Annotated in this window: 15 protein-coding genes; 5 read left to right on the top strand and 10 right to left on the bottom strand. The window is 68.3% G+C overall.

Features of this window, described 5'->3' with window-relative positions:
* Positions 1-6: 6 nt before the first annotated feature.
* From AB0M48_RS18775 to AB0M48_RS18755, 5 genes are all read right to left on the bottom strand, one after another.
* Entirely contained in the window at positions 7-771 is a 765-nt protein-coding gene (locus AB0M48_RS18775; RefSeq protein ID WP_363843244.1) for a GntR family transcriptional regulator, read from the bottom strand.
* A 152-nt stretch (positions 772-923) separates the two neighbouring features.
* Positions 924-1,379 (bottom strand): macro domain-containing protein, encoded by a 456-nt coding sequence (locus AB0M48_RS18770; RefSeq protein ID WP_363843241.1) that lies wholly within the window; start codon positions 1,377-1,379, stop codon positions 924-926.
* 65 nt (positions 1,380-1,444) lie between these two features.
* Positions 1,445-1,801 carry a hypothetical protein gene (locus AB0M48_RS18765; protein ID WP_363843238.1) on the bottom strand — a complete coding sequence of 119 codons (357 nt, stop codon included), beginning with the start codon at positions 1,799-1,801 and terminating at the stop codon, positions 1,445-1,447.
* Positions 1,802-1,902: 101 nt separating this feature from the next.
* Positions 1,903-2,385 (bottom strand): SRPBCC family protein, encoded by a 483-nt coding sequence (locus AB0M48_RS18760; RefSeq protein ID WP_363843235.1) that lies wholly within the window; start codon positions 2,383-2,385, stop codon positions 1,903-1,905.
* Entirely contained in the window at positions 2,385-2,708 is a 324-nt protein-coding gene (locus AB0M48_RS18755) for a metalloregulator ArsR/SmtB family transcription factor (RefSeq protein ID WP_363843232.1), read from the bottom strand. The genes AB0M48_RS18760 and AB0M48_RS18755 overlap by 1 nt, the downstream gene beginning before the upstream one ends.
* A gap of 300 nt (positions 2,709-3,008) precedes the next feature.
* On the opposite strand from AB0M48_RS18755, the gene AB0M48_RS18750 reads away from it, so the two are divergent.
* The 3 genes from AB0M48_RS18750 to AB0M48_RS18740 all read left to right on the top strand — a co-directional run bounded on the left by AB0M48_RS18750 (position 3,009) and on the right by AB0M48_RS18740 (position 5,582).
* Entirely contained in the window at positions 3,009-3,953 is a 945-nt protein-coding gene (locus AB0M48_RS18750; protein ID WP_363843229.1) for a hypothetical protein, read from the top strand.
* A gap of 85 nt (positions 3,954-4,038) precedes the next feature.
* Positions 4,039-4,800, top strand: coding sequence for an META domain-containing protein (locus AB0M48_RS18745; protein WP_363843226.1), 762 nt, complete (start codon positions 4,039-4,041; stop codon positions 4,798-4,800).
* Between the two features lie 8 nt (positions 4,801-4,808).
* Entirely contained in the window at positions 4,809-5,582 is a 774-nt protein-coding gene (locus AB0M48_RS18740) for an META domain-containing protein (protein WP_363843223.1), read from the top strand.
* A 45-nt stretch (positions 5,583-5,627) separates the two neighbouring features.
* On the opposite strand, the gene AB0M48_RS18735 is transcribed toward AB0M48_RS18740, so the two are convergent.
* Both AB0M48_RS18735 and AB0M48_RS18730 read right to left on the bottom strand, forming a co-directional pair.
* The gene (locus AB0M48_RS18735) at positions 5,628-5,888 is read right to left on the bottom strand and encodes a hypothetical protein (RefSeq protein ID WP_363843220.1); all 261 of its coding nucleotides are present in this window, start codon (positions 5,886-5,888) and stop codon (positions 5,628-5,630) included.
* 13 nt (positions 5,889-5,901) lie between these two features.
* Positions 5,902-10,095, bottom strand: a complete 4,194-nt coding sequence (locus tag AB0M48_RS18730) for a hypothetical protein (RefSeq protein WP_363843217.1) — start codon at positions 10,093-10,095, stop codon at positions 5,902-5,904.
* A gap of 323 nt (positions 10,096-10,418) precedes the next feature.
* Here AB0M48_RS18730 and AB0M48_RS18725 point away from each other — a divergent pair, with 323 nt between their 5' ends.
* Positions 10,419-10,835, top strand: coding sequence for a DoxX family protein (locus tag AB0M48_RS18725; protein ID WP_363843214.1), 417 nt, complete (start codon positions 10,419-10,421; stop codon positions 10,833-10,835).
* Here AB0M48_RS18725 and AB0M48_RS18720 read toward each other — a convergent pair.
* The 3 genes from AB0M48_RS18720 to AB0M48_RS18710 form a co-directional block, all read right to left on the bottom strand.
* Entirely contained in the window at positions 10,816-11,502 is a 687-nt protein-coding gene (locus tag AB0M48_RS18720) for a TIGR03089 family protein (RefSeq protein WP_363843211.1), read from the bottom strand. The two genes, AB0M48_RS18725 and AB0M48_RS18720, sit on opposite strands and share 20 nt — an antisense overlap.
* Positions 11,503-11,511: 9 nt before the next feature.
* Complete coding sequence (locus AB0M48_RS18715) at positions 11,512-12,708, bottom strand: LCP family protein (RefSeq protein WP_363843208.1); 1,197 nt, start codon at positions 12,706-12,708, stop codon at positions 11,512-11,514.
* A gap of 68 nt (positions 12,709-12,776) precedes the next feature.
* Complete coding sequence (locus AB0M48_RS18710; RefSeq protein WP_363843205.1) at positions 12,777-14,249, bottom strand: LCP family protein; 1,473 nt, start codon at positions 14,247-14,249, stop codon at positions 12,777-12,779.
* A 195-nt stretch (positions 14,250-14,444) separates the two neighbouring features.
* Between AB0M48_RS18710 and rfbB the strand changes: the two genes are divergently transcribed.
* Positions 14,445-15,431, top strand: coding sequence for a dTDP-glucose 4,6-dehydratase (gene rfbB / locus AB0M48_RS18705; protein ID WP_363843202.1), 987 nt, complete (start codon positions 14,445-14,447; stop codon positions 15,429-15,431).
* The last annotated feature ends 2 nt before the right edge of the window (positions 15,432-15,433 follow it).

Genomic DNA, 15,433 nt, shown 5'->3' with positions numbered 1-15,433 from the left:
CAAGTGTCAGTCCTGCGACGTGAACTTGTACTCGAGGACGTACGCCGCCGAGTCGAGGACCATCTCGTTGACCTCGACTGGCTGCTCATCGGCCGTGTACGCCGTCCGCACGATCAAGATGATCGGGGTGTCCTGAGTGAGGTCGAGAGCCTTGTGTTCGGCTTCGCGCGGCATGCGGACCCGCAACTCTTCGCGGAACCTGACTGGCTCGTGGCCCAGATCCTTGAGTCTGGCGTAGGCCCCGCCCTCGCCCGTGTTGATCTCGCTGATCGCCGATCCCGCGACGAGCGCTTCTGGATAGTAGGACGTCGCGAGCTGTACCGGCTTGTCGTCGACCACATAGGTGCGGCGTCGGACGACCACGCGGGTGCCGTCGTCGATGCCCAGCACCTTGGCGATCGAGACGGGCGGGAGTTCGATGTCGACGGTGACGTTCTCCGTTCGCGGGCGCGTGCCGACGTCAGTGGTCCAGATCGGCTGGCCCGAGCCCCACGAGTTGCTCGCCTGCAACCGGTCTGGCGACACGCGCCTGATCGGCTTGAACTCGCGAACGAACGTTCCAGACCCGCGCTTCGCGATGATCAGGCCTTCGGACTTCAGCACGTCAAGAGCATGTCGAGCGGTCAGATGCGCAACGCCGTACCGGCTCGTGAGGTCGTTCTCGCCCGGAACCTTGCTGCCGGGCTGAAGTTCACCCGAGTCGATCTGCCGCCGGAGGTCGTCCGCGATCTCGCGATAGCCAACTCGCCCAGGCTGGGCGTTGTCGGTCACGAGCTACCTCCTCCGCGGATGCTGCTTCTGTACAGCGACCAAGCTACCCGGAGCGAGCGAGACGGCTGCGAAGCAGCCCGATCAGTGTTCGTCGAGAGAACCGGCGAGCCCGCCTCCCGGGCCGATGACGCAGCCGCGCAACTCGCGGCGACTCACAACCCCAGTCGCGCGGCGTTCTCCGGCCTGTAGACCACAACGGTCGCGTCCAGCGGCCCGAGCTTCGCCGTGATCAACGGCTCCACGTCGGCCCACGCGAGCCCTCCCAGGCCGGCCCCGAGCGGCGGCACCGCCACCGACCGCAGCCCGAGCGAGCCGATCACGCGGACCAGGTCGTCCAGCCCGGCAGCCACGTCGGACAGCTTCGAGCGCGACCGGAAGTGCCCCTTGGTCGGAAAGCTGATGAAGCACCGGTCCAGGGACACCACGTGCACGCGTCCCAGCCGGACCTCGCCGGCGGCGCAAGCGGCCGCGTAGGCCTCGAAGTAGGCGGGGAAGCGCTGCTTGAACTGCAGCGCCAACCCCTTGCCCATCACGCCGACGCAGTTCACCGCGTTCACCAGCGCGTCGACGTCGGCGTCCAACAGGTCGCCGGAACCCTGCACGATCATGAGCGATCCCCCCGGTGGTGTCCCGAAACCGCATCATGCGGGACACCACCGACAAGATCACCCGATCAAGCGGCCACGCAGGTGCCGATCGCCTCGCCGATCGCTCCCTTGGCACCCAGCACGCACGGCGAGGTGGGGGTGAGCGACTTGTCGGAGAGCTGCTGCGAGAACGCGATGGCGACGTTCGCCATCCGCGTCAGGCTGCCGCTGTCCCGGGCAGCCTTCACCGCCGCGGAACGGGCTTCCTCGGTCGTGCACGACAGGTCCGTGCCGGCCTTGTCGACACGCGGCAGCCACAGGGCCTTCGTGCCGGGCGCGCACGGCACGATTTCCCAGCGGGTGTCCGGGGCTGCGTGAGCGAGGGGAGCGGAGAGCACGGCGAACCCGAGCATGATGGCCAGAGCCACGAAGAAACGTCCCATGCGCCCGAAGGTAACCACGAATCCGGGACCCGACCGGGCGAAACGTTGCCACCAAGGGTGGTTACGCTGGGGAAGCAACCACAGTGGACTGTCCCGCGAGGTCAGAGCGTGGCCAGGACCTCGCCCAGGCGCTCGTAGGAACGCCCGGCGCCGTCCGACATGCCGGACGCCAGCACGGCGTCCCGGGCTTCCCGCGACACCAGCTTCATCGTCGTGGTCATGATCGTGCGGCCGTCCTCCTCGACGAACGTCACCGTCGACTGGGCCGGCGGGTTGTCCTCGAAGATCTCCGTGTTCGCGAGGCGCGAGTGCGGGGTGACCTCGGTGTACTCGCCGTGCATCTCGAACGCGCCGGAACCGTCCGGCTGCGCCCAGCCGTAGCGCCACTTGCCGCCCACGCGCAGGTCGACCTCGCAGATCGGCATCTCCCAGCCGTCGGGGCCGAGCAGCCAGCGCCGGAGCAGTTCCGGCGTGGTGAAAGCCTTCCAGACCAGCGAGGCCGGGGCGTCGAAGGTGCGCGACATCGCGATCTCGGTGTCGGACGGGAGGGTCACGGTGGTGCCGAACTTGGTGGTGGTGCTCATCAGTCTGTCTCCTTCATCTCGGTCAAGAGTGCGTCCAGGCGTGCGTAGCTCGCATCCCAGAAGCGGCGGTAGTTCTCAGCCCACACGGCGACCTCCTTCAGCGGTGTCGCGTCGAGCTGGCAGGGACGCCACTGGGCCTCCCTGCCGCGGGTGATCAGGCCTGCCTTCTCCAGCACGCGCAGGTGTTTGGAGATCGCCGGGCCGCTGATGTCGAACGGCTCGGAGAGCTCCTTCACCGTTGCCGGACCCTCGGTGAGCCGCGCGAGGATCGCCCGGCGGGTCGGGTCCGCCAGTGCGGCGAAGGTGGAGCTCAGCTGGTCCATCTCATACCTAACCACTTGGTTATCTAACCTCTGGGTTAAGTAGAGCGCCGGACGCGCTGCCTGTCAACCCCAAGTTCAAGATCGACTGACTGGATAGCGCTTTCCGATGCGGCTCATTAATGCGGGAAATGACCCGTACGGACGCCTTTCTAAAGGCCTTGGAATTGGTGCGGGGCCGAGTGGAGCAATTTCTGGGAACTGCTGGACACCAGGTCAGAGGCGTCGCTACGTTCGCAAAGCCGCAAGTCAACCTCGCTTAGTGAGGTATTCCGAATGAGTGCAAAAAGAACCGTATCTTTAGTGTTCGGATTTGTGCTGGCTGCTTCCGTTTTCGTGCCGACCGCGCAGGCGGCACCGAACGGCAGCGCTGCCAGCCAGGCCAGAACCTCCGACAACAAGATCCAGTCGGCCGCCGCGGCCGAGGCGTACTGGACCCCGGAGCGCATGGCCAACGCGATCCCGGCTCAGGCTCCCGCCACCGTTCAGGCCTCGTCCCCACGCCAGCCCTCGGGTCGTGCGGGCAGCATCGAGGGCGTCGCACCCTCGGTGAAGGTCAAGACGGAGCAGGCGCAGGGCATCGGGGCGTTGCTCAACGAGTCGCAGACGGTCGGAAAGGTGTTCTTCACCAACCCGGTCAACGGCCTGAACTACGTCTGCTCCGGCGCGACCGTGAGCAGCACCAAGAGGAAGCTGGTCCAGACGGCGGGGCACTGCGTGCACGGCGGTGCCGGCGGCCAGTGGATGTCCAACTGGGTGTTCGTTCCCCGCTACCGTGACGGTGTGCGCCCGTTCGGCACGTGGAGCGCGTACACGCTCACCACTCGCACCGCCTGGATCAACTCCAGCAGCAGCGACGAGGACATGGGCATCGTCGTCATGAACACCCTCGGCGGCAGCTCGATCGCCAACGTCGTGGGTGGCAACGGGTTGCGCTGGAACTGGGGCTACTCGGTGTCCGTCACGATCCTCGGCTACCCCGCGGGTGCGCCGTTCACCGGTGAGCTGCAGTACTTCTGCCAGGGCACGACCTGGAACGGTCACGGCCAGCAGGTGCGGGCCTGGTGCAACATGACCGGCGGATCGTCCGGCGGTCCGTGGCTGCAGGAGTACAACGACCAGAACGGGCTGGGCTACATCAACAGCGTGGTCAGCCACCGGCACGCCGACGCGAGCCAGATGGACGGGCCGTACTTCGACAACGACATCAAGAGTCTCTACGACTTCGCCGAGTCGCTGTCCCCGTGACGTCGAATCTTCCGTTGGCCGGGCGCGGAGATCCCGCTCCCGGCCTTCGGGCAACCTCAACGCCACGACGTTCCGTCCTACGCACATGAGCAACCGAATCGTCCTCGCCGTCCTGCTCCTGGCCGTCACCGCGGCCTGTGGCAGTCCTTCCGCGGGCCAGGGCGCCGACCTGCGGGGCAAGGTGTTCGTCTCGTCCTCCGTCACCGAAAAGGGCCAGCCGCGCGCCATGGTCGAGGGCACGCGGGTGGAACTGAGATTCACCGACGACGACAGGCTCATGGCCACGGCAGGCTGCAACCAGATGCAGGGTCCGGTGAAGACCGAGGGCGGCAAGCTCTCCGTCGCCGACCTCGGCATGACGGCGATGGGCTGCCCCAAACCCGAACTGCACCAGCAGGACGAGTGGTTGTCGAAGCTGCTCGGAGCGACACCGTCCTGGCAGTTCGACGGCCAGAACCTCGTGGTCACCGGCTCGAACGCGGAGATCGTCCTCGCGCCGGAACAGCCCGCCACCCTGGAGGGCACCTGGACCGTCAACGGCCTCGTCACGCGGGACGCCGTCTCGTCCGTGCCCGCGGGGGTAAAGGTCACCATCGCCTTCAAGGACGGCAACATGATGGTGGACACCGGCTGCAACATGAGCGGCGGCGGGAGGCCCTACCGACTGGACGGCCAGACGATCAAGACCGAGATCGGCCCCACCACCCTGAAGTCGTGCGGTGCCGTGGACGAGGTGGAGAACGCCGTCCGCGCGACCTTCGAGAACGGAGAGGCCACCCACGAGATCGACCGCGCCACGCTGAGCCTGACCAACGCGTCCGGCGCGGGCCTGAAGCTCGGAAAGTAGTGCCGCGCATGGGTTCCCGGCTCGTCGTCGCAGTGGTCCTGCTGGCCACCGCGTGCGGATCTGTTGGAGGAGGAGGAAACGGCGTGCAGGGCAAGGTGTTCACGTCCACGTCCGTCACCGAACAGGGCCAGCCGCGCACCCTGGTCGAAGGCACGAAGGTGGAACTGAGGTTCACCGCGGACGGCCGGCTGCTCGCCAACGCCGGCTGCAACCAGATGCAGGGCCCGGTGAACCTCGACGACGGCAAGCTCACGGTCACCGACCTCAGCACCACCGACATGGCCTGCCCCACCAATGGCCTGCACGAGCAGGACGAGTGGTTGTCCGGACTGCTCGGCGCGAAGCCGTCCTGGAGGCTCGACGGCCCGAACCTCGTGCTCACGGGAGCGAACGCGGAGATCGTGCTCGCACCGGAACCCCAGGCGCCGCTGGAAGGCGTCACCTGGACCGTCGACGGCATCATCACGAAGGACGCCGTGTCTTCGGCGCCGGAGGGCGTGACGGGCACGATCTCCTTCAAGGACGGCCACATCTACGTGCAGGGCGGCTGCAACAGCGGCTCCACGAACGTCACCGGCGCCGAGAAGTACGAAGTGGACGGTCAGCGGATCACGTTCGGCAGCAGCCTCGCCATGACCTTGATGATGTGCTCGGAGGACAAGATGAGGGTGGAGGGCGCCATCCTCGACACCCTCGAACTGGGCGAGGTCACCTTCGAGATCGACGGCGACACGATGACCTTGATGAACGCGAACGGCGCCGGCTTGAAGCTCAGGAAGTGAAGGAACCGGGCCGGGCGGAGTGCCCGGCCCGGTTCACGGGGTGGATCAGGTGCCGTCGCGCTTGCGGACTGCCTCGACCCGGCGGGCCTGGGTCGTCTCGAAGCGCGTGGCGTCCTCTTCGCTGATCTCCACCACCTCGTAGCCGTCCCGGCCCGTCCTGATCCGGTCCAGCAGATCGGTGCGGTCCCAGTCGAGGTTGGTGGTGAACCCCTCGGGGAACTCACCGCCCACGCGCACCACGGTGAACGGGTTCTCCAGCGTGTACTGGTAGCCGATCAGTGCGTAGTACCTGTATTTGCCGGCCATCGCGGTTCCTCACCTACTTCGGTTTTCCGACCCATGTGAACTCCGGGATGTTCAGGTACGCCGGCAGGACCTTGACGTCGGCGAAGAGCAACGCGGACTGAGCCCTGGCGAAGTCCGCCTCCAACTGGGTGAGGCCGGGAACACGGGTCAGTTGGTACCACGGGTGCTCGATGGTCTTCGCGAGGAGGCTGCTCTCCGTGTGGAACTGCATCTCGAAGAGGTGGCCGGTCACGCGATCGCGCCACGTGGTGTTGATTCCCTTGTACTCGTTGACGCCCGCGCTCTTCAGCCAGGCGTTCTTGACCTCCACCTTGTCGAAGACCGCCTCCATCTTCGTGATCGCCGACTCGACGCCCGTGACGTAGGCGGCGTCGTCCAGCACGATGGTGTACCGGACGCTGTCGTTGATCCACGGAAGGATCTGGTTGACGTCCGGCTCGAAGGTGATCTTGCCCGCGACCTTGCGCCGGAGCGAGTCGAGCTCCTTGACGCTCTTGCTCAAGCCTTCGAGCCGACCGGTCGGCACCTCCTGGACGAGGTCCTTCAGCTTCTCGGTGATCTTCACCTCGGCCTTGACCGCGGCGTCGCGGAAGACCTTGGTGGCGTCGGTGGCGACCTTGTCCAGCCGGAGCTGCTTCCCGAACTCCTCCGCCGTCCAGACACCGGTGGCCTCGTCCACGACGCCGGCCTTGTTCTCGGTCAGCGTCGGCGGTTCGAGCTTCTCGATCTTCTCGAACTTGAAGGTCGCGCCCTCGATCTTGGCCAAGCCGTTCTCGAGGGTGATCTGGAGCTGGGCCGCGTCCTTGTGCTTCTCGATGCGCGCGACCGAACCGTCCAACTTGGACAGATCGCCCTCGGGTGCGAGCTCGACGTCCTTGAGCTTGTAGAGCCTGCCGTCGAGGTGCACGAACCCGCCGGTCAGCTTGGCCACGCCGTTGCTGACGCTGACCCGCAGCCGGTTGACCTGGGCGAAGTCACCGGGAAGCCGGTTCGGGACGTTGTCCGAGACCTTGATCAGGAACGTGCCGAACTCGCCGACGTCCTTGGCGATGATGGCGGTCGCGCGACTGATCGTGTTCCGGACGACGTTGAGCGCGCCGGACAACGCGTTGCCGCCCAGCGGACTGGTGACGACGGTCGCCAGCACGTCGAACATCGACAGGCCGAACGCCTTGCCGGGGTTCTCGTGCCAGACGTCGAGGTGCACCAGCTTGTACGGGTTCTGGGCGACGTCCTTGAGACCCGCGACGATCTGCGCGCAGGACGCGACCATCGCCTGACCGCCGATGTTCAGGCAGTTCCCCAGCGTGACGATGCCCTGCCAGGTGTTCTTCGCACCCTCGACGAAGCCGTCGACGGCGTTCTTCGCGAACTCCCCGATCTTCCTGGTGGCGTCCTCGAAGTCACGGCACGCCTGCTGGTCGCCGCCCTGGCAGCGGACGCCCTTCGCGATGTAGTCGCCGGTGCCGTTGATGCCGTCGAGCCAGAGCTCGGCGTACCGCTTCTGCATCTCGATGCAGCCCGGCGCGACCGGCGAGATGCCGCACTGCAGCAGCTTCCCGAGGCCGTCTTTGAACTGCGCGTTGAGCTCGTCCTGCTTGCGCTGGGCGTCCTCCGCGACCTTCTTCTGCGCTTCCTCCGCGCGCTTCTTGAAGTCGTTGAACTGGTCGAGCGCCGTGCCGACCTCGTCGCTGAACTTGTGGATCGCCGCCGTGGCGTTGATCGCCCACCGGTGGATCTGCTCGGCGGCGGCCGCGGCCTGGCCCGCCGTCTGCGCGGCACTCGTCGCGACGGCCGCCGCGCTCGCCGCACCGACGGCGTCCGCACGCGCTGACGACGCGTGCTGCGACGCCGTGTTGGCGGCGGCGTGTGCACCGGCCGCGAACTGCGCGGCCGCGTTCGCCGCGGTGGTGGCGGCGACCGCGTCCTCGGCGGCCTGCTGTGCCGACCTGGCGGCACGGGCGGCGGCTTCGTAGGCGGGCTTGACCTCGGCGATCGCCCGGTCCGCCGCGAGCGTGGCGTCCTGGGCCGCCTTCTGCGCCTCGGCGGCCTTCTCCTGCGCGGCGCGGGACTGCTCCTCGCCGATCAGCAGGGCCTTGGCGGCCAGCGCCAGCGCCTTGCGGGCGTCGGCGTTGATCCCCGCGTACGGCCTCGCGACGAGGTCCGTCATCCGGGCCGGGTCGATGATCAACGAGGCGGACGCGGCCGCCGCCGCTGCCGCCCGGTCGGCGATCGCCGACTGCCAGACCGCCGAGTTGGCCTCGGAGATGGCGGCCTCTGCCTCGTACTGCGTCTGCTCGGCGGCGGCCATCGTGGCGATGGCGACGTTGGCCGCCTCCATCGCCAGCCGGTTCGCGTCGTCCGCGGCACGGCGGGCGGTCACGGCCTCCTGCTCGGCGCGGTTGGCGGCCGCACGGGCGTCCTGGGCCGCCCTCGCCGCCCTCTGCGCCTCGGCGGCCGCGGCCGCGGCCGCCGACTGGGCACGGCTCGCCCACGCGGCGGAGGCGTTGGCCTCGGCACGGGCCCTGCCCGCCGCCTCCGCGATGTCCTTCGTCGCCTCGTCGGCGTCCTTGCCCGCCGCGATGGCGTCTTCGCGTGCCTTCTTGAGGCCGGCCTCGGCCTGCTCGGCGAAGGTCATCTGGCCTTGGCAGACCGAGGTCGCCGTCTTGAGCTCTCGGCCGATGCGCTGGACGGCCTCGATCGTCTCCTGCTCGCGCACGCCCGCCTTGACCGCGTCGTTGCGCGCGGCGACGGCGGCCTGCGACTTGCTGACCGCGTTCGCCGACGCGGACTGCGCGGCGAGGCGCTGGTTGCGTGCGTTGACGGCGTGCTGGCGCGCCTTGGCCGAAGCGGCCTCCGCCACCCGCTTCTGCTCCGCCGCCCTGTCCCGCGCGGCGGTCGCGACGCCGAGTTGCACGCGGGCCGCCGTGGCGAGCGCGGCGGCCTGTTCGGCTCCGCGTTCGGCTTCCTGCCGGTACTTCTTCGCGTTCTCGGCGTGCTCCTGCGCACCGGCGTTCGCATCCAGCGCCCGGCTGTCGGCCAGCGTGGCCTCGGCGGCGTGCTGCGAGGTCTCGGCGGCCCTGGCCGCGGCCTCCACGGCGGCACCGATGGCGATGGTGACCTTGGCCCAGTCCAGGCCGTTGGTCAGGCCGGTCTCGACCAGTCGCACGCCCGCGTTCTGCGCACGGGCGGTCGTCCCGGCGGAGTTCAGCGCGGTCCGCGCCGCCCTGGCCGCCCAGTCCGTCGCCTCGGCGCGCAACGCGTCGATCTCCGCCGCACGGCCCCGCTGTCCGTGCGCCCGGCCGGGCTTGTCGTCGCGGTGGATCTCGTCGGCCTTGTGCGCGGCCCTGGCGGCCAGGTTCAGCGCCAGCGTCACGTCGTCGAGGTTCTTGACCGCCTCGATGTTGGCGCCCAGGATCTCCGCCCGCGCGTTCGCCGCCTTCTCGGCGCGCCTTGCGACCGCCTCCAGGTCGGTGATCGCCTTGTTGCGGTCGATCAGCGCCTGCTCGATGACGGCCTGGAAGTCGTGGTCGCGCTGGTTCGCGACGTGGTACCCGGTGAGGTAGAACTCGCGGATCAGGGCGTAGTCACCGCGCAGGAGCAGCGGCGTGCCCTCGATCTTGACCTGGGGGCCGCCCATCTCGACCATCATCCTGACGCGGGCGATGATGCGGTCCTGCTCGGCCTTGTCGTCCTCGGCCTGCTGCCTGTCCCGCTTCAACGCGATCTCGTAGCCGTACGCCACGAAGTCGTTGATCGCGCGATCGCCGGCGTTCAACGCCGCTTCCGCGCCCGCCTTGACGTTCGGACCGCCCGTGCGCGCCCACTCGACGACCTTGGCGCGGTTCTGCGCGGCCTCGACGCGCTTGCGCTCGTCGGCCTTGGCCCTCGCCTCGGCCTCGCCGTGGTCGAGGAACCAGAGCAGTTTCTCCTTGGTGCCGAAGGCAAGCGCCGCCGCGGCGGCCTCGCGGACCTCGACGTCCTCGGCGTGCTCGGCGATGTCCTGCACGAGTTGCTTGTAGAACTCGTGCTCCTCGTCCACCGGATCAGCCGGCGGAGGGTCCTGACTCTGTTGCGTGAGCACCGGCACAGGTGCGGCGACGGCGGGTGCGACGCCTCCGACCAGCGCCAGCAGGACCGCGACGATCACGGCCGTGCCCGCTCTGCGCCGCCACCAGGCAGCGCTGAACTCTCTTGCGTCTCTCACTCGTCACTTCCCCCAGGCAGGTGCGGATCACGGCACGCTGAGGGAACGGCTGCCGGCCGCGGACGTGCGGGCACGCGCGGTCGACGCCTCATGAATCCCCCCAGGACCACGATGTGGCACGCGTTGTTTAACACGCATCACACCTGGCCTGTTCAACTGCGTCGGCTGTGGCGGACGGGACCGCGCCGCGCGCCGCCGACCTGCGAACCTAAGGACTCGCTGTTGGGTTCCTGTCGAAATCATGAGGTCGTTCAAACTTGCACTACTTTTGGTTCGAGGCTGAACGACCTACAGCCGAACGACAGGATCGGGGAGCAAACATCATGGTCAAGGACGTCGCCGCACTCATCGGGCGCATCGCCGTCGGCATCGTGTTCGTCGCGCACGGCTGGCAGAAGTTCACCGAGTACGGCATGGCCGGCACCGCCGGGTCGTTCGAGAAGATGGGCGTGCCGCTGCCGTCGGTGTCCGCGTGGTTCGCCGCGACCGTCGAGCTCGCCGGGGGCCTCGCGCTGATCGCCGGTCTGGCGCTGCCGATCGCCGGCGTCCTGCTCGCCGCCAACATGCTCGGCGCGTGGCTGCTCGTCCACCTGCCGAACGGCCTGCTCGGCGAGGGTGGTGCGGAACTGGTGATCGTGCTCGGCGCCGCCGCTCTCGCGCTCGGCTTCAACGGTGGTGCCTACGCGCTGGACCGCGTGCTGTTCAAGAACAACAAGGTGCTCAACCCAGCTGCCGCGTGACCTTCTCGCTCTCCCGGCGCGCGGCCAGCAGGCCCGCGTCGGGATTGCTCACCTGCACGAGTGAGCCACCGGCCGCGAGCACGGCCAGGAAGCCTTCCAGCACAGCGGAAGGCGAGTCCCACTCCAGAGTGGACAGCACGCGCGGTTCGGAACCGAGCGCGGCTCCCAGCTCGCGTGCCCGAGCGACGACCTCATCCACAGTGGACTCACCCAGCGCGGGCGTCGAACCCGCGACCGGTTCCCACGGCATGAAGTCGTCACCGTGCACGCGCACGTCGTCCGCGTAGTCGACCGGTGCGCCGGAGCCCAGTCCCATGGGGTGCAACGAGGCCACCGCCACGACGTCCGCGTCCGCCGTGCCGCCGGGCGGCACCACGGCCACCTTCGCGTCGGAGAAGCCCGCACCGACCACGCGGGCGCCGCACCACCAGGCGCCGAGCAGCAGGCCCACGGTCTGCCAGTGCGCGGGCAGCAGCACCGCCACCGGGTCACCGGGCTCGACGTCGTGCTCGTCCCGCAGCCAGTTCGCCGTCTTCGCGGCCCAGTTCTTCACGGTGGCCCGCGAGAGTTCGATCCGCGTGCCCGCCGCGTCGTCGTAGTGGGTGATCAGCGGACGACCCGGATCGGCCTTCAGCAGGGGCGTGAAGAGGATCTCGGTCACGCTCACGCGGCACTCCTAGTCGACGCAGGGCACATCCTGTCGGGCGGCTGCGACGGCGTGCGCGCCGTCCAGCGAGAGCAGCTTTTCAGGACCGAACCGCGACGGGGTACCCGGGGTCGGCGCCACCGGCGACGGTGCGGGCTTCGGGGTCTCGCCGATCTGCTGGGCCACCCACGCCTTCACCGCCTCGCGGTCGACCGTCACGATGCTCTGCCCGCGCTCGTTGCGGCCGTCGACGCTCGTCACCGGGATCGTGGCGAACTCCACGTTGCCCGACGCGAGGCCCTGCGCCTGCGTCGCCAGCGTCGCGAGGTCGAGCTTCTGGTCCACGACGACGGACTTCGACACCGCGTCGAGCAGCCCGCTCATCTTGCCCGGATCGGTGAACGTGCCCGCCGACAGCAACTGCTTCATCGCCTGCGACATGAACACCTGCTGCCGCGCGATGCGACCCAGGTCACCACCGGGCATGTTCCGCTGCCGCACGAACGACAGCGCGTCGCCGCCCGAGATCGTCTGCGGGCCCGCGCGGAAGTTCGCGCCGGAGTTCGGGTCGGACGTGCCCGCCTTCAGGCACACCTGCACGCCGCCGATCACCTCGGTCAGCAGGTAGAACCCGTAGAGGTTGATCTCGGCGTAGTGGTCGACGCGCATTCCCGTCAGGTCCTGCACCGCCTGCACCAGCGCCTTGCGACCGGCCTCGTCCGATTTGCGCTCGCGTTCCTGCTGGTCGTTCACGCCCTCGGCCTGCAGCCGCTCGGCGGTCAGGAACTTGACCGCGCCGTACGCGGAATTGATCTTGTCCTCGCGGTAGCCGGCGATCGGGACGTACGTGTCGCGCGGGATCGAGATGGCGCTGGCCTTGCCGCCGTTGCGGGGCACGCGCATCACGATGATCGTGTCGGTGTTCACCGTGTCCGTGCCCTCGGTGCGCAGCTTGCGCAGCACGTCCGCGGGAAGTGGCCGGCCCTGGGCGTCCGTCCTGCTGTCGCTGCCGACGAGCAGGATGTCGATCGCTCCGTCCTCGACGGGCGGCGAGTTCGGGATGTCCTCCAGCACCTGGAGGATCTGCGTGGTGTTGGTGTTCTGCTTCACCAACCGCAGCGCGGTCCAGAAGTAGCCGGAGAACGCCAGCGTCGTCACGGCCAGTAGCGCGACCACCACACGGCCTAGAACCCGTGCGGTTTTCTTCGCGCGTGCGGCAGTGCTCAACGTCTGACCCTTCGTGGACTGGATTTGCGTGCTCAGCGTAACTATCGGAAGAGCGTTACGCCGGGGTTTCAGTTCACGCAGACCAGTCCGCCCGCCGTGATCGGCGGGGTGCTGCTCGAGCTCGCGGCCGCGGACGTGCCGGGAACGCCCTGGGGGTCGACGTCCTCCGAGTCGTCCTGCGCCCGGTAGTCGGAGCCGACGACGACCTGTATCTGTCCCTTTCGGACGGACGCGTCCTCCTCGACGGCCACGCCGGGGCCGAGTTCCGCGGCGACCTTGCGCGCGGAGCCCTCCTCGCCGGCCGCGTACCGCACGACCGTGGTGTCGCTGTTCTGCGCCGCCGACGCCACCGGGCCGCGCTGGAAACCCTTGGCCGCCAACGTGTTCATCACCTGCGCCGCGCGACCCTGCACGCCCGTCGCGTTGTAGACGGCCACGGTGATCGCGGAGTTCGGCGGCGCGGGCAGGTTCGTGCTCGTCGTCGGCGGGGTGCTCGACGTGCTCTTGTCCGAGGCCAGGCTGGTGAGGAACTTGCGGACCTCCGCCGGGTTCACGGGCAGCACGTTGCCGTCGCTGTACGTGTCCGTCGGCTCGCCCACCGGAATGGTCTTGAACTCGATGTTGCCGCCCACGAGGCCCTGCATCTGCTCGGCGAACGTGGTGATGTCCCAGCCGGAGCTGAGGATCACGGACTTCTGCACTGCCTCGACGAGCCCGTTGAGCTTGCTCGTGTCGGTCAGCGTGCCGGTCGACAGGACCTTCTTCGCGAGGGCGCCGATGAACACCTGCTGCCGCACGATCCGGTCGAGGTCGCCGCCGGGGAGGTTCTGGCGCTGCCGCACGAACGACAACGCGGCCGCACCCTCGATCGTCTGCGGGCCCGCCTGGAAGTTGGCGCCGGAGTCGCGGTCGGAGGTGGGCTCCTTCAGGCACACCTCGACGCCGCCGATGGCCTTGGTGACCTCGTAGAAGCTGGCGAGGTTGACCTCGGCGTACCGGTCGACGCGCACCGCGCCACCGGACAGGCCCTCGATCGTCTTGATCAGCGTCTTGCGGCCGGCCGCCATCGACTCGGTGCGGATCCGCGCCTCGTCCGTCACGCCCTGTGCGCGCAGCTCCTGGTCGACCGTGTTGCGCTGGCGGGCGAACGCCGAGTTGAGCTTGTGCTTGCCGAACCCGTCCGCCATCTCGACGTAGGAGTCGCGGGGGAACGAGATCGCGACCGCGCGCGTGCCGTCCACCGGGATGTGCACGAGGATCATCGTGTCGGTGTTCTGCTCGCCGTCGGCGATGCCGCCGTTGAGCATGGCCAGCACTTCCTGCGACAGCGGGTTGCCCTGCGCGTCCGTGCGGCTGTCCATGCCGACCAGCAGGATGTCGACCGCGCCGTCGAGCGGCTTCGGGCCCTGCTTGGTGAGCTCGTCCGAGATGACCTCGGTCTTCACGATCCCGTCGTTCGTCGTGCGCAGCTTGTTCCAGCCGTACGACGTGACGAGAAGCACAGCGGTCGAGACGAGGGCCACGAAGATCTTCCCCGTCATCAGGAAAGCGCGAAGGGCCGCAGATGGCCGGTTCACGACCACTCTGACGGGCAGACTCCTGCCTTCCACAGCCGTTTCCTCCCCCACCACACTGAGTTTAGTCGTTTATAGGTCACACGACGTGACGTTGCTGTGGGTTGCAGCGATCAGGTAGGTGACAGACTGCTGTCGGGGTACACCACGGGAGGAAATGGCATGCGCGTACTGGTGACAGGTGGGGCCGGTTTCATCGGCTCGCACTACGTGCGGGAGTTGGTGAGCGGGTCCTACCCGGCGTTCGCCGGTGCCGAAGTCGTGGTGCTCGACAAGCTCACCTACGCGGGCAGCGAGACCAACCTCGCGCCCGTCGCGGGCAAGTTCGAGTTCGTCCAGGGCGACATCTGCGACGCCGCCGTGGTCGCCGAGCAGATGCGCGGCATCGACGTGGTCGTGCACTTCGCCGCTGAATCGCACGTGGACCGGTCCATCACGGGCTCGGCGGACTTCGTGCTCACGAACGTCCTCGGCACGCAGACGCTGCTGCAGGGGGCCCTGAACGCGGGCGTGGGCAAGTTCGTGCACGTCTCGACGGACGAGGTCTACGGCTCGATCGAGGAGGGCTCCTGGACCGAGACGCACATCCTTGAACCGAACTCCCCGTACTCGGCCTCCAAGGCCTCTTCCGATCTGCTCGCCCGCGCGTTCCACCGCACTCACGGACTGCCCGTGAGCATCACACGGTGTTCGAACAACTACGGGCCGTACCAGTTCCCGGAAAAAGTGATCCCGCTCTTCGTCACCAATTTGATCGACGGCAAGAGCGTGCCTCTCTACGGCGACGGCCTGAACGTGCGTGACTGGCTGCACGTGGCCGATCACTGCCGCGGCATCCAGCTCGTCGCCGAGGGCGGCCGGCCGGGTGAGATCTACAACATCGGCGGCGGCACGGAGCTCACCAACCGCGAGCTGACCGAGAAGCTGCTGGAGGCGACCGGCCGTGACTGGTCGGCCGTCGAGCCCGTGCAGGACCGCAAGGGTCACGACCGCCGCTACTCGGTCGACATCTCCAAGATCGCCTCCGAACTGGGCTACGCGCCGCGGGTCGACTTCACCGCCGGTCTCGCCGACACGGTCGAGTGGTACCGCGAGAACCGCGCCTGGTGGGAGCCGCTCAAGGAGCGCGCCGCGCTGGTGAAGGGCTGATC

It is taken from the genome of Lentzea sp. NPDC051208 (genome assembly GCF_040682435.1).
GTDB classification, from domain to species: domain Bacteria; phylum Actinomycetota; class Actinomycetes; order Mycobacteriales; family Pseudonocardiaceae; genus Lentzea; species Lentzea kristufekii.
Note: the sequence above shows the minus strand (reverse complement) of the source record. Positions and strands in the feature narration are given on the sequence as shown.

What these genes read in the sequence shown, in the direction of transcription:
- rfbB (WP_363843202.1), top strand. Translation starts at nt 14,445, where the DNA reads ATGCGCGTACTGGTGACAGGTGGGGCCGGTTTCATCGGCTCGCACTAC.
- AB0M48_RS18735 (WP_363843220.1), bottom strand. Translation starts at nt 5,888, where the DNA reads ATGGCCGGCAAATACAGGTACTACGCACTGATCGGCTACCAGTACACG.
- AB0M48_RS18725 (WP_363843214.1), top strand. Translation starts at nt 10,419, where the DNA reads ATGGTCAAGGACGTCGCCGCACTCATCGGGCGCATCGCCGTCGGCATC.
- AB0M48_RS18710 (WP_363843205.1), bottom strand. Translation starts at nt 14,249, where the DNA reads ATGACGGGGAAGATCTTCGTGGCCCTCGTCTCGACCGCTGTGCTTCTC.
- AB0M48_RS18755 (WP_363843232.1), bottom strand. Translation starts at nt 2,708, where the DNA reads ATGGACCAGCTGAGCTCCACCTTCGCCGCACTGGCGGACCCGACCCGC.
- AB0M48_RS18765 (WP_363843238.1), bottom strand. Translation starts at nt 1,801, where the DNA reads ATGGGACGTTTCTTCGTGGCTCTGGCCATCATGCTCGGGTTCGCCGTG.
- AB0M48_RS18740 (WP_363843223.1), top strand. Translation starts at nt 4,809, where the DNA reads ATGGGTTCCCGGCTCGTCGTCGCAGTGGTCCTGCTGGCCACCGCGTGC.
- AB0M48_RS18760 (WP_363843235.1), bottom strand. Translation starts at nt 2,385, where the DNA reads ATGAGCACCACCACCAAGTTCGGCACCACCGTGACCCTCCCGTCCGAC.
- AB0M48_RS18770 (WP_363843241.1), bottom strand. Translation starts at nt 1,379, where the DNA reads ATGATCGTGCAGGGTTCCGGCGACCTGTTGGACGCCGACGTCGACGCG.
- AB0M48_RS18745 (WP_363843226.1), top strand. Translation starts at nt 4,039, where the DNA reads ATGAGCAACCGAATCGTCCTCGCCGTCCTGCTCCTGGCCGTCACCGCG.